Annotated in this window: 12 protein-coding genes; 7 read left to right on the top strand and 5 right to left on the bottom strand. The window is 64.2% G+C overall.

Annotation, left to right across the window (positions count from 1 at the left end; all coding sequences use genetic code 11):
• Positions 1–129 precede the first annotated feature (129 nt).
• Positions 130–903: an SDR family NAD(P)-dependent oxidoreductase gene (locus QQL24_RS30545; protein ID WP_284316074.1), complete on the bottom strand. Its 774-nt coding sequence runs from the start codon at positions 901–903 to the stop codon at positions 130–132.
• 320 nt (positions 904–1,223) lie between these two features.
• Between QQL24_RS30545 and QQL24_RS30540 the strand changes: the two genes are divergently transcribed.
• From QQL24_RS30540 to QQL24_RS30510, 7 genes are all read left to right on the top strand, one after another.
• Positions 1,224–2,057, top strand: coding sequence for a DeoR/GlpR family DNA-binding transcription regulator (locus QQL24_RS30540; RefSeq protein WP_284316073.1), 834 nt, complete (start codon positions 1,224–1,226; stop codon positions 2,055–2,057).
• Positions 2,058–2,069: 12 nt separating this feature from the next.
• Positions 2,070–2,870: a BtpA/SgcQ family protein gene (locus QQL24_RS30535; protein ID WP_284316072.1), complete on the top strand. Its 801-nt coding sequence runs from the start codon at positions 2,070–2,072 to the stop codon at positions 2,868–2,870.
• A gap of 123 nt (positions 2,871–2,993) precedes the next feature.
• Positions 2,994–4,493, top strand: coding sequence for an FGGY-family carbohydrate kinase (locus tag QQL24_RS30530; RefSeq protein WP_284316071.1), 1,500 nt, complete (start codon positions 2,994–2,996; stop codon positions 4,491–4,493).
• Positions 4,490–5,137: an HAD family hydrolase gene (locus QQL24_RS30525; RefSeq protein ID WP_284316070.1), complete on the top strand. Its 648-nt coding sequence runs from the start codon at positions 4,490–4,492 to the stop codon at positions 5,135–5,137. Before QQL24_RS30530 ends, QQL24_RS30525 begins: the two co-directional genes overlap by 4 nt.
• Before the next feature lie 110 nt (positions 5,138–5,247).
• Positions 5,248–5,685 carry a N,N-dimethylformamidase alpha subunit family protein gene (locus QQL24_RS30520; RefSeq protein WP_284316069.1) on the top strand — a complete coding sequence of 146 codons (438 nt, stop codon included), beginning with the start codon at positions 5,248–5,250 and terminating at the stop codon, positions 5,683–5,685.
• Between the two features lie 150 nt (positions 5,686–5,835).
• The gene (locus QQL24_RS30515; RefSeq protein ID WP_284316068.1) at positions 5,836–8,100 is read left to right on the top strand and encodes a N,N-dimethylformamidase beta subunit family domain-containing protein; all 2,265 of its coding nucleotides are present in this window, start codon (positions 5,836–5,838) and stop codon (positions 8,098–8,100) included.
• Positions 8,101–8,515: 415 nt separating this feature from the next.
• The gene (locus tag QQL24_RS30510) at positions 8,516–9,079 is read left to right on the top strand and encodes a hypothetical protein (RefSeq protein WP_284316067.1); all 564 of its coding nucleotides are present in this window, start codon (positions 8,516–8,518) and stop codon (positions 9,077–9,079) included.
• A 7-nt stretch (positions 9,080–9,086) separates the two neighbouring features.
• On the opposite strand, the gene QQL24_RS30505 is transcribed toward QQL24_RS30510, so the two are convergent.
• The 4 genes from QQL24_RS30505 to QQL24_RS30490 all read right to left on the bottom strand — a co-directional run bounded on the left by QQL24_RS30505 (position 9,087) and on the right by QQL24_RS30490 (position 13,085).
• Positions 9,087–10,577, bottom strand: coding sequence for an HAL/PAL/TAL family ammonia-lyase (locus QQL24_RS30505; RefSeq protein ID WP_284316066.1), 1,491 nt, complete (start codon positions 10,575–10,577; stop codon positions 9,087–9,089).
• Positions 10,578–10,810: 233 nt separating this feature from the next.
• Entirely contained in the window at positions 10,811–11,593 is a 783-nt protein-coding gene (locus QQL24_RS30500; protein WP_284316065.1) for an ABC transporter ATP-binding protein, read from the bottom strand.
• Positions 11,594–11,604: 11 nt separating this feature from the next.
• Positions 11,605–12,327, bottom strand: coding sequence for an ABC transporter permease (locus tag QQL24_RS30495; RefSeq protein ID WP_284316064.1), 723 nt, complete (start codon positions 12,325–12,327; stop codon positions 11,605–11,607).
• Between the two features lie 8 nt (positions 12,328–12,335).
• A complete protein-coding gene (locus QQL24_RS30490; protein ID WP_284316292.1) occupies positions 12,336–13,085 on the bottom strand; it encodes an ABC transporter permease in 750 nt (249 codons plus the stop codon).
• Positions 13,086–13,389 lie beyond the last annotated feature (304 nt).

The following is a 13,389-nucleotide window of genomic DNA, read 5'->3' as shown; positions in this document are numbered from 1 at the left end:
CCGGGCTTGTCCCGGCAATCCAGCGGCCCTTGACACTGGCGGAAGTGGCAACTGGATGCCCGGGACAAGCCCGGGCATGACAAAGCCTGTGCCTCTTTCGGTTCGGTGCGGATTCTTGGGTCAGGTTCTTCACCCCATGTAGACGCCCCCCGTCACGTTCACGGCCTGGCCGGTCATGAAGCCGGCGCCGTCGGAGGCGAGGAAGGCGACCAGCGGCGCGATGTCTTCGGGGGTCTCGATGCGGCCCAGCGGGGTCTGCGCGATGTAGTCGGCCTGGACGGCTTCGGGCGTGATGCCGCGCAGCCTGGCTTCCCATTCGATCTCGCGCTCCTGCATGGAGGTGCGCACGAAGCCCGGGCAGACGCAGTTGACGCGGATGCCATGCGGCGCCATCTCGCGGGCGATGGCCTGCGTCCAGCCCACCACCGCGAATTTGCTGGCCGAGTAGTGGGCGAGCAGCGGCGCGCCGACCTTGCCGGCGAGCGAGGCCGTGTTGACGATCACGCCCTTGCGCCCCGTCTTGAGGAAATGGCGCACGGCGGCCTGGTTGGTGAGGAAGATGCCGCGGGCATTGACGTCGAAATTGAAGTCCCACTCCTCGTCGGTGAGGTCGACGACCGCGTTCATGGTGGAGACGCCGGCATTGCCGATCAGGATGTCGTAGCCATCCCAGGCCTCGGCGATGGCGGCGAAGGCCGCCTCCACCGAAGCGCGCTTGCGCACATCGACACCGATGCCGCGATGGCCCTCGCCCAGGGCCGATGCCAGATCTGCCGCACGCGCGGCGTCGAGGTCGGCGATGGCGACCTCGACGCCGAGACCCGCCAGATGCCTGCTGATCGCGGCACCGATGCCGGAAGCGCCGCCGGTGACGATGGCCCGTTTCCCAACCAGATCCCGCATCCCGATACCCCTGCATGCTCAGAATTATCGAACATATTGAAACACAATCGATCGAGTTCGCACAAGTGTCAAATGATGGGCAGTTTGCTCAATCTGCAACGAGATTGCGACCTGAATTACTACAGGCGTCGGAGTTATTGGATGTCATGCATCGAAGAATCAGATTGAGCTACCACCAGCCGGGTGACAAAGGGCTTGCCAGTTGATCGAAGATGTTACAGTGTTTGATCGAATATGTTCGTTTCCGTCATGATGCATGCGGCCTGCGGGGGCGCTACAAAGGCAGCGATATGCAGCTGGCAGCGACGAAGAGAGTGCAGATGACCCCCGTGATGACGAACGCTTCCCGTATTCCGGCCACGGCGCGGCGCGACAGGCTGATCCAGATGATCGGCAGGCGCCGCTATATCAACGTGTCCGATGCGGCGGCGGAGCTTCAGGTCTCGGAGATGACCATCCGGCGCGATCTCGACCGCCTGGCCGAGAGCGGGCTGATCAGCCGCGATCATGGCGGCGCCACGGCCCGAGCGCCCGAAACGGCCTTCGACGCCGACGAGCCGAGCTTCGAGGCACGCGGCCGGCGCGAGGCCGAGGCCAAGCAGCAGATTGCTGAGGCCGCCGCCCGGCTGGTGCATGCGGGCCAGACCATCGGCATCGACACCGGCAGCACCACGCATCGTTTCGCGCGCGAGCTCATCGACATGTCGGGCCTGCGCCTCTTCTGCAGCAATCTGCGCACGGCCGGCCTGCTCGCCGGCGGCAAGAGCCCGGTCTATGCGCTCGGCGGCCTGATCCGGCCCAGCGAGTTCTCGGTATGCGGACCGATGGCGAGTTCGCAGCTCTCCACCCTCTGGCTCGACACCGTCTTCCTCGGCGTCTCCGGCCTGACGACGCAGGGCATCTTCGACTACACGCTCGAGGATGCCGAGATCAAACGTGCCTTCATGGAGCGGGCTGGTCAGGTGGTGGTGCTGTGCGACGCCAGCAAGTTCGATCACCGCTCGCTGGTGCAAGTCGCCCCCTTCCACCAGATCCATGTGCTGGTGACCGACAAGGCCCCGCCGGAGCACCTTGCCGAACCGCTGGAGCGGGCCGGCGTGAAGATCATTCTTGCCGGTCATGAGCCGGCTACTTTTCCCGATCCGTTGAATTGACAGGAGCGTCCGATGGTTTTTGATTTCCTGGGCTCCCGGCGCAAGGCCGTGATTGCCATGGCCCATATCGGCGCCCTGCCAGGCGCCCCGCTCTTCGATGCCGAGGGCGGCATGGTCAAGCTCATCGATGATATGGCCAGGGATATCGAGAACCTGCAGGACAATGGCGTGCACGCCATCATGTTCGGCAATGAGAACGATCGGCCCTACCGCTTCGCCGCGCCGATGGAATCGGCGGTGGCGATGACAGCCATCATCTCTGCCCTCAAGCCCATGCTGAAGGTGCCCTTCGGCGTGAACTTCCTGTGGGACCCCACCGCCTCGGTAGCGATCGCGGGGGCGACCGGTGCCTCCTTCGCCCGCGAGATCTTCACCGGCCTGTTCGCCTCCGACATGGGCCTGTGGCAGCCCAATGCAGCCGATGCCCACAAGCTGCGCACCGAGATCGGGCGTAAGGACCTGAAGCTGTTCTACAACATCAATGCCGAATTCGCGGCGAGCCTCGATACCAGGCCCATTGAGCTGCGCGCCCGCAGCGCCGTGTTCTCCTCGCTTGCCGATGCCATCCTGGTCTCGGGCCCGCTCACCGGCCAGCCGGCCGCGGCGGCGGATCTGCGCAAGGTGGCGGAGACGGTGACCGAGGTGCCCGTCTTCGCGAATACCGGGGTCAACCCCGACAATGTGCGGGATGTGCTGTCGGTCGCCTCCGGGGTGATCGTGGGGACCTCGCTGAAGGTCGACGGTAACACCTGGAACCCGGTCGATCCGGCGCGGGTGAAGCGCTTCATGGACAAGGTCGCGCCGCTGGTGTGATCCTGGGAGCGCGGATTTCAGCCATATCGAATTCATTCGATGTGGCGGCGATGTCCGCTCTTCCTTCCTGCAAGCGCCGCGTTTCCAAGAGCGGACAGGATGTCCGCGCTCCCAGGATCACCAATGCCCTGTGTCCTCGGCCTCGATATCGGCACGACCTCCACCATCGGCATCCTGATCCGCCTGCCGGACCAGGTGCTCGGCCTCGCCTCGCGGCCGGTGACGCTGTGCGCGCCCCATCCCGGCTGGGCCGAGGAGGACCCAAAGCAATGGTGGGACAATGCCTGTGGCATCACGCGCGAGCTGATCACGGCAAGCGGTATCGCGCCCGGGGAAATCGCCGCCGTCGGCGTCACCGGCATGCTGCCGGCCGTGGTGCTGCTCGACGGCAGGGATGAGTTGATCCGCCCCTCGATCCAGCAGAGCGATGGGCGCTGCGGGGCTGAGGTCGCCGAACTTGCCGCCGAGATCCCGGAGGCCGGGTTCCTTGCCCGCGCCGGCAACGGCATCAACCAGCAGCTGGTGACGGCCAAGCTCCGCTGGCTGGAGAGGCATGAGCCCCAGGCCTTCCGGCGCATCGCCACCGTGTTCGGCTCTTACGATTACGTCAACTGGCAGCTCACCGGCATCAAGGCAGTGGAGCAGAACTGGGCGCTGGAAGCCGGCTTCACCGATGTCGCCACCGATGCCATCGCCGACGATCTCGTGGCGCTCGCCCATATCCCGCGTTCCGTGGTGCCATCGCGCAGCCTTTCGCATGCCATTCTGGGCAAGGTCACGCCTGAGGCTGCGGCCGCGACAGGCCTTCCCGCCGGCATCCCGGTGGTGGGCGGGGCCGCCGACCATATCGCCTCGGCCCTCTGTGCCGGCGTGCTCGCGCCCGGCGACGTGCTCCTGAAATTCGGCGGCTCGGTCGACGTGCTGATCGCCTCCGACACGGTGGCGCCGGATCCGCGCCTCTATCTCGACTATCACCTCGTGCCAGGCCTCTACATGCCCAATGGCTGCATGGCGACGGGTGGCTCCGGCCTGAACTGGTTCGTCCAGACCTTCGCAGGCGGTGAGCGCGAGGCAGCGGCAAAGGCAGGCCTCACGCTCCACCAATATCTCGACCGCCTGGCGGCGGCGATTCCCGCCGGCGCCGAGGGCGTGCAGGTGCTGCCCTATTTCCTCGGCGAGAAGACGCCGATCCACGATCCCGCCATTCGCGCTACCTTCAGCGGTCTCAGCCTGTCGAGCGGCCTGCCGCATCTGTGGCGAGCGCTCCTGGAGGCCTATGCCTATGCCGTCCGCCACCACGTCGAGGTGCTTCGGGACATGGGCCATGCCACCACCAATTTTCTCGTTTCGGATGGCGGCTCCAACAGCTCGGTGTGGATGCAGATCGTCGCCGACGTGCTGCAGGTGCCCCTGCAGCGGCTTTCGGGCCATCCCGGCTCCTGCCTCGGCGCGGCCTGGACGGCGGCTGTCGGCAGCGGGCTTGCCGAGGACTGGGCGGGCGTGTCAGGGTTCATCAGCCTTCGCGACCGCATCGAGCCGCAGGCTTCGAACCGATCTGTTTATGCGCGCGGCTATGAGAGCTTTCGCGCGCTTTATCAACAACTTCGCGGAACGACAGCATGAGCGTGAAGGCCGTAGCCTGGGATATTGACGGCACCCTGGCGGACAGTGAGCCGTTGCATGAGAAAGTCCTGTTCGAGGTGTGCCAGCACTTCGGCGCCGACATTTCCGATCTCCCGCCCGATCATTTTCGCGGCGTGCATATGGGGGACGTCTGGGCCGAACTGAAAGGCCGCTTCTCCCCGGATACGTCCGAGGAAGCCTGGCAGGAGGCCATCATCGATACCTATGTCGAAAAGCGCGCGGGCATCAGGGTGATGGACGGCGCGCTGGAGACAGTGAAGGCCCTCGCAGCGGCGGGCATCCGGCAGGGCTGCGTCTCCAACTCCAGCCGTCGTATCGTCGATGCCAATGTCGAGGCGCTCGGCATTGCCGGCTATCTCGATTTTTCGATCAGCCTGGACGACGTCGAGCGCGGCAAGCCCGATCCCGAGCCTTATGCGCAGGCCTGCCACCGTTTCGGCCTGGCGCCCGGGGAGGTGCTGGCGGTCGAGGATAGTTTTGCCGGCTTCTCATCGGCGACCGGCGCAGGCCTGGTGACGGCTTTCTATGCCCCGGCCGGCGGAGGCATCGAGGGTGCCGACCACGTCATCACGGACCTGCGCAGGGTCCGCGATCTCATCGATGAAGAGACCATCCCAGCCTGAGGGCATATTACTTTGAAACGGAATCACCAGGAATCGCAAAACGTTTATTTTTCAATGCGTTAAACTGGAAGAGCGTTTCAGCCTGAATACATCTTGCTTAGGGGCATCCCATGTACAAGATCGATCCCGCGAGAGATCGCCAGTATATCGAGGAATTCCGGCAATGCCCGATCGGCCGGCACAGCCCGGGCCTTCAGCGCGTGCTGCACATCATGCGCCAGGATCCGAGCGGCAACCAAATCATCCTGTTCTGCCGCAAGCCCTTCGCCGAATGGGTGCTGGCGACAATGCCGCCCGACCGGCGCGATCCCATCGAGTTCGAGGATGAGCCTGTTTTCACCAGCCGCGAGGAGGCGGAGTGGGAGATCTTTCGCCGCCGCTGGCGGCTGCTCACGGGCGAAAGCATCAACCTGCCGTACAAGCATGAAGACAAGTCAGAAGCTGATGTCTCATCAGCGGGACCAGAAGGGCGCGACAATCCCTCCCCGTCTTCGGGGAGGGTGGCCGAGCATGAGCGAGGTCGGGTGGGGGAGGGTGGCGCGACCTGAACGGTCTCTTATGCCGCGCCACTCTCCCCCTTCCGGCGCTCCGCGCCACCTTCCCCGCAGTCGGGGAAGGACTGCGTCCCGCCTTACCCTTTTGGGTTCCGCATCTCTTCGAATGCCGATTCCCTTCACCCCTGTCGCCGAGCCACCCCCATGCTGAAGATTACCGGCTATCCCGATCGCTACTCCGTCGCTCCCGGCGAGACCATCGCCTTCAAGATCTCGCTGGAGGAGGGAAAGAGCTTCGAGGCGCGGCTGGTGCGTGTCGTGCATGGCGACTGCAATCCAGAGGGGCCCGGGCTCAAATTCCCGCATGTGCCGACGGCGATCGACGGGCGCCATGCCGGCAAGCCGCAGCGCATCGACGCCGGCTCCTATATGAAAGCGGCGAGCGTGCCGCCGCTCGGCAAGGGCGCCTTCACCTTCTTCGCCATGCTCTGGCCGACCCTGCTGTCGCGTGGGCCTCAGACCATCGCGGCGCAATGGGACCCGGTGACGGGACGCGGCTTTCGCCTGTTCATGAAGGAGGGCGGCCAGCTCGCCGTGGCGGTCGCCGACGGCAGCGGACGCGAGGCGCTGGTCTCGCTGCATGATGCCATGCTGGGGCGCCAATGGTACGCCGTCGCTTTCGCCATCGATCCGCATGCCAAGCGGGTGATGCTGTCCCAGCGCCCCGTGCAGCCTTATGCCCACACATTCGATGCCGGCTATGAAGAGTCCGTCATCGATATCGCCCTGCCCGAGGTCGAAGCTCCCTTTTTCCTGGCCGGATGCCCTCTGAACGATGGCACGGTAGGCGATCATTTCGACGGCAAAATAGATGGGCCAATCATATCGTCGGGCTTCCATCCGTCGCATACGCACCAGGCGCTCCTGCTCCCGCCACGGCCTGCAACCCTCAAGGCCCATATCATCGCCGCCTGGGATTTCTCCAGGGAAATCAGCTCGATACGGGCTGTCGACGTCGGTCCCTCCGGTCGCCACGGCGATCTCGTGCATCTGCCGACGCGCGGCATGAAGGGCTGGAACTGGACGGGCGAGGAGCATGATTTCAACCGCAAGCCCGAGCATTACGGTGCCATTCATTTCCACCATGACGACCTCTACGAGGCGGGCTGGGAGACGTCCGTCAGCCTGACCATCCCAGAGGACCTGAAAAGCGGCCCTTATGCCCTGCATGTCACCTGCGGCGAGAGCGACGAGACGGTGACGCGCGAGAACTATCTCGCCTTCTTCGTGCGCCCGCCCCGCCAGCCCAGGCCGGGCTCGCGCCCGAAAGTGGTGATGTTGGCGCCCACCGCCTCCTACATCGCCTATGCCAATCACGGCGAGCACATCACGGCGCGGGGCGCCGAGCTCGCCATGAACCGCCTGCTCACCTTCGGCCATTCCGATGTCTATCTCTATGAGCATCCCGAACTCGGCGGCTCGCTCTATGACTGCCATACCGACGGCTCGGGCGTCGCCTATTCCAGCCGCCTGCGCCCGGTGCTGAACTTCTCGCCGCGCTACCATTCCTGGCTCGGCGGCCATGGCTCGGCGCTCTACCAGTACAATGCCGATACCCACCTCTATGATTGGCTCGATCACAAGGGCATCGACTACGACGTCATCACCGACGAGGACCTGCATGCCGACGGCTATGAACTGCTGCGCCACTACCAGGTGGTGATCACCGGCACGCATCCCGAATATCATTCCACCTGCATGTGGGACGCCATGAAGGCCTGGATCGATCGCGGCGGGCGGCTGATGTACATGGGCGGCAATGGCTGGTACTGGCGCATTGCCTGGCACCAGAGCCTGCCGGGCGTGATGGAGCTGCGCCGGGCGGAGGACGGCATCCGCACCTGGATCGCCGAGCCCGGCGAATATTACCAGTCCTTCAATGGCGAGTTCGGCGGCCTGTGGCGCCGCATCGGCCGGGCGCCCAACGTGATGTGCGGTGTCGGCTTCATCGCCCAGGGTTTCGACGTCTCCAGCCCCTACAGGCGCGCGCCCGATGCCGACAACCCGCGAGCCGCCTTCATCTTCGAGGGCGTGCCGGACGAGATTATCGGCGATTTCGGCCTGATCGGCGGCGGCGCGGCCGGCATCGAGCTCGACTGCCTGGCCACCGATCTCGGCTCCCCGCCCAACATGCTGCGCCTGGCCTCCTCGATCGACCATTCGCCGATGATGCTGCTGGTCAACGAGGAATTCGGCGTGGTGCCGCCCAATATCGGCGGCGACGTCAACCCCCGCGTCCACGCCGATCTCGCTTTCGGCGAGACGCCGTCCGGTGGTGCTCTCTTCGCCACCGCCTCGATCGCTTGGTGCGGCTCGCTCAGCCATAACAACTATGACAACAATATCTCGAAGATCACCTGGAACGTGCTGAAGCGTTTTCTGGAGGACGAGCCGTTTCCGGTGGCCTGAAGCTGGGAGCGCGGACGTCACAGCGACATGCTTGCATGTCGCGATGTCCGCTCTTGAAACGATGAGCCTGCCAAAAAGGGGCACAGCAATCGTCAGGGGCCGCTCCAAAGGCCGTCACGCCCCCTTCGGCCGGAGCAGCGTCGTTCTCTCTTACCTCTTCGCTTCAAGAGCGGACGAGACGTCCGCGCTCCCAGCGTGGAACGTCTCGCACAGGCTCAATATGCCTGGTTGCAAGGCGGCCGGGATGGTCTGAGGGAGTCCTCATGAGATCGCAAGGTCGCTATACTCGGAAAGCCGCCGGGTGCCGTCACGATGTCGTCACTCGTGCAATCCTACAGCCAGCCAGGCCCCAAGCGTTCGAGCGATCGTCAAAGTTCGGGCTTGAGCGCGAAATCTTCAAAGGCCGGAGGACCTCATGCCCAGCATTCCGCTGACAATCTACATCACGCCCTTTGCGGAGAAGGGGGTCACGGAAGCGGCGAAGTGGAGCTGTGACTCAGCCAAGGACGCCCTGGATGTGGTCAATGGGATCTGGGTGAAGGCGAATGTCGCCTTCGTGATCAAGGACTGCATCGTCGATACGCCGCTCGATATCGCAAAGGACTCACGCAACGACGACAAGCGTCTGCTGGGCGTTCTCACTTATCGGCATTCGGAGGACCAGTCGATCCATATCTATCTCGTCAACTCGATCGAAAATCTCAACGCTGGCGGGGGCTCATATCAGAGCAGCGATCCCGAGCCCGCCAGCTTCGTGCAGTGGTACTACAACACGGCTGCCAATGGACGGGCCTGGGCTCATGAGCTCGGTCATCTGATGACCCTGGATCATGTCAAGATCGACTATACCAAGGAGAGAGAGGCGGCGGCGCTGCGCGGCAATCTCATGGTCGAGGGATTGAGCACCGGCAGGGATCTGTCGGCCAGGCAGATCGCCCAGGCCAAGGGCTCGGCGCTGGTCAAGCGCTTTGCCGGCTGAGGCTCTCTCAGGCGCTGCCCACATACCCCCGCTGCAAAATGCCCCGTGCCGCTGCGATATCCCCCGCCAGCGGGCGGTCGTCGCGGTAGGGCGGGATGGCGCTGCGGATATCGCGGTAGAAGATTTCCGTACCCGGCGCGCGGGCGTGATCGCCTTCCTGGAGGTCGTAGGCCTGGGCATTGGCGAGCAGCTCGATGGCAAGGATGTGCTCGGCATTGTCGAGGATCTGCAGGGCTTTCAGCGCGGCGGGCGTGGCGTGGGTGAGGTGGTCTTCCTGCAGGCCGGAGGTGACGCCGCCGTCGAGGCTGGCGGGGCTGGCGAGGCGGCGATTGTAGCCGACCAGCGAGGTTGCCGTGTATTGGGCGATCATGAAGCCCGAGGCGACGCCGCTGTCAGCGGCGAGAAAGGCCGGCAGGCCGGAGACATGCGGGTTGACCAGCCTATCGAGGCGCCGCTCGGCCATGGCGGCGAGCTCGGCGATGGCGATGCCGGCCTGGTCCATGGCGAGCGCGATATGCGGGGCGACGGCATGGGCTTCGGAATAGACCTGTGGCGCCTCGGGCGTGCCCATCACGGCCGGATTGTCGCTGACGGAGGCGAATTCCTGGTCCACCGTGGCGCCGATCGTGGCGAGGGCGTCGCGCACGGCGCCATGCACATGCGGCACCGCCCGCAGGCTGAGCGAATCCTGGGTTTGCCGGCCGGCCGCGGCAGCGAGGATGGCGCTGCCTTCGAGCAAGGCGCGCATGCGCTGGCCGGTCTCCTGCATGCCATCGGAGACACGCAGAGCGAGCGAGATGGCTTCGAAGGCCACGGGCTGGCTGCGCAGGTTCTCAAAGCTCATCGCCGCCGCGACATCGGTCCAGCTGATCAAGCGATGCGCCCGGTCCAGCACCAGGGCCGAGAGGCCGGTGACGCAGGGCGAGCCGTTGACGAGGCTCAGCCCCTCCTTGGCCTCCAGCACCAGGGGCACGCGGCCGATGCGGGCAAGGGCCTCTGCGCCGGTAAGGCGCTGGCCTTCATGCACGGCGAAGCCCTCGCCGATCAGCACGAGGGCGATATGGGCCATGTGGCTGAGATAGCCGACCGAGCCGAGCGAGGGCACTTCGGGAATGCAGTCCTGCGCCAAGAGGGCCAGCATCTGCTCGACCAGCGCCGGGCGCACGCCGGAATGGCCATGCGCGTAATTGTTGATGGCGGCCGTGATGATCGCCCGCGTCTCGGCTTTGCCGAGCGGGGCACCGACGCCGACGGCATGGCTCATGATGATATTGCGCGAGAGCTGGCGCTGCTTCGGCCTGTCGACGATGACATTGGCAAGCCCACCGACGCCGGTGTTCACGCCATAGGCGAGGATGCCGCGTTCGACGATGGCGTCGACGATGGCACGGGCATGGGCAAGGCGCTGCCAGGCGGCCTCGGAGAGGACAAGGGGCTCGCCGGCGGCGACGGCGGCAGCTTGCTGCCAGGTGAGGGGGCGGTCGAGGGTGATGGGCATGGATAACTTACTGAAAAGAGGCGCGACGTGAGCCTCCCCCACGAAGCTGGGGGAGGTGGGCCGACGAAGTCGGCTCGGAGGGGGTGTGGCCAGAAAGGGGTGCGGGAAGCGGACGCGTCAGTCGAGCTTCCTGCGCCTCTTTCCACCCACACCCCCTCCGTCATTGCTTCGCAATGACACCTCCCCCAGCTTCGTGGGGGAGGCTTTCGCGCCCGACTTTCTAAGTCTGCACCTCAATGATGCTGCTGGTTCGAGATGAACTGCTTGAACCGTTCCGACTTCATCTCCTTGAACAATTCATCCGGCGATCCGTCCGCTTCCACCTCGCCCTTGTGCAGGAAGAGCACGCGGTTGGAGACGTTGCGGGCAAAGCCCATTTCGTGTGTGACCACCAGCATGGTGCGGCCTTCCTCGGCAAGGCCGCGCATCACGCGCAGCACTTCGCCGACGAGTTCCGGATCGAGCGCGGAGGTCGGCTCGTCGAACAGCATGACCTTGGGCTTCATCGCCAGGGCACGGGCGATGGCGGCGCGCTGCTGCTGGCCGCCCGACAGGTGCGAGGGGTAATAGTTGCGCCGCTCCGCCAGGCCCACGCGCTGCAGCAGTGCCTCGGCTTCCTCGATGCACTCGGCCTTGGGGCGCTTGAGCACATGTACGGGGCCTTCGATCAGGTTCTGCAGGATGGTCATGTGCGACCAGAGATTGAAGCTCTGGAACACCATGCCGAGTTCGGACCGGATGCGATCCACCTGCTTGCCGTTGGCGGGCGCGAGGTGGCCCGTCTTGTTGCGGCGCATTTCGAGCTTCTCGCCGGCGACGACGATCTCGCCCTCGTCCGGCGTTTCGAGCAGGTTGATGCAGCGCAGGAACGTGCTCTTGCCCGAGCCGGAGGCACCGAGGATCGAGATCACGTCGCCTTCATGCGCATCGAGCGAGATGCCCTTGAGCACCTCGTGATTGCCGAAGGACTTATGGATATTCTTGACGCTGAGGGCGATTTCGCTGGAGGCGGCCATCATGGTTCCTTTCAGCCGACGATCGTGCGGGGTGTCTGCGCACTGGGCGGCATGACGCGAAGATGGGGGGAAAGCAGGCGCTCGAACCAGCCGAGCAGCAGGATGATGAGGAAGCCAACCACGAGGTAGACGATGCCGGCCAGGCACAAGGTCAGCACTTCATGCAAGGTCTGGCGGCCGATCTTCTGGGCGATACCCGTCATTTCAACCACGCCGAGCAGGCCGGCGAGCGAGGTGGATTTAAGCATCAGCACCACTTCGGTGGAATAGGCCGGCAGGGCCTGGCGCAGGGCGCTCGGAGCAACGATCCGGCGCAGGAGCTTGAAGCCCGACATACCGATGGCGCGGCCCGCTTCGATTTCCTTGGAGGGCACAGCCAGCAGGCCGCCGCGGAAAATCTCGGCCGAATAGGCGGCGGTGCAGAAGGCCAGGCACATAACGGTGGTCCAGAACCGGTTCGCCAGGATGACCCAGAACATCGGCAGGTGGAAGAACTGGAACTGTGCCAGGCCGTAGAAGATCAGGAACATCTGGATCAGCAGCGGCGTGCCGCGGAAGAAGAAGATGTAGGTCTTGGCAAAACCGGACAGGATCGGGTTGGCGCTCATCCGCATCCACAGGATGAAAACCGCGAACACGGCGCCGATGGGCACGGAGAGGGCGAAGAGCGCCAGGGTGGTAGGGAGCACGTTGAGGATCTGCTGGAAGGTCGTGATGAGAAAATTGCTGTCCATGGCTGCACCTACATCCCCACCGGGCGGCGGAAGCTCTTGCCGACATAGCGCTCACCGGCATTGAAGAACCGGGTCGAGAAGCTGGTCAGGACGAGATAAAGGCAGGCGCCCACGATGAAGAACAGGAAGAATTGCTTGGTCGAGCCCGCCGCCTTGTTACTGGCATTCATGATCTCGACCAGGCCGGTGACTGAGATCAGAGCCGAATCCTTGACGCTGAGCTGAAAGACATTGCCAAGGCCAGGAATGGCGAAGCGCATGATCTGTGGCGCGATGATGCGGCGGAAACGCATGAAGCGTGGCATGCCGATGGCGCGTGCCGCCTCGATCTCGCCCTTGCTGATCGCCGTGTAGGCACCGCGAAAGACTTCGGTCTGATAGGCGGCCGAGATCAGGCCGACGCCCAGCGCTCCCGCGAGGAAGGAGTTGATGATGTTGCTGTCACCCAGGCCGAAAGCACCGAGCGTGTTGCCGATGATGTCGACCACCCCGCCGAAATACACCATGTAGATGATGAGCAGTTCCGGCGCGCCGCGCAGGACGACGGTATAGGCATTGCCGAGCAGCTTCACCGGCAGGTTGTCCGAGAGCTTGGCCCAGGTCACGAAGGAGCCGACGATCGCGCCGATGATCATGGCGGTCAGCGTGACCGCAACCGTCATGATTGCGCCGCCGAGCAAATAAAGGCCCCATCCGTTCTGGCCGAAGCCAAGTAGCGAAACGAGATAGGTCACCCTTTCGATCAGGGTGCTGAAGATATCCACGGTCGGGCTCTCCTCTAAAGCGTTTTGCGATTTGGCGGCATCGCCAGGAATCGCAAAGACGCGTCGAAACAAAGAGTTGGAGCAAAGAAGCGTTTCCGCCTAAACGCGTTTTGCTCTAAAGCGTTTTGCGATTTGGCGGCATCGCCAAGAATCGCAAAGACGCGTCGAAACAAGGGGTTAGAGCAAAGAAGTGTTTACGCCTAAACGCGTTTTGCTCCAGGGCAGGCCAGCGAAGTCAGGCGGCCCAGCAAGGCATGCGATCTGGAGTGCAAGATATGGGCCGATCCACCCATGGGGC

Origin of the sequence: Labrys miyagiensis, from assembly GCF_030160835.1 — a bacterium.
Classification (GTDB): domain Bacteria; phylum Pseudomonadota; class Alphaproteobacteria; order Rhizobiales; family Labraceae; genus Labrys; species Labrys miyagiensis.
Note: the sequence above shows the minus strand (reverse complement) of the source record. Positions and strands in the feature narration are given on the sequence as shown.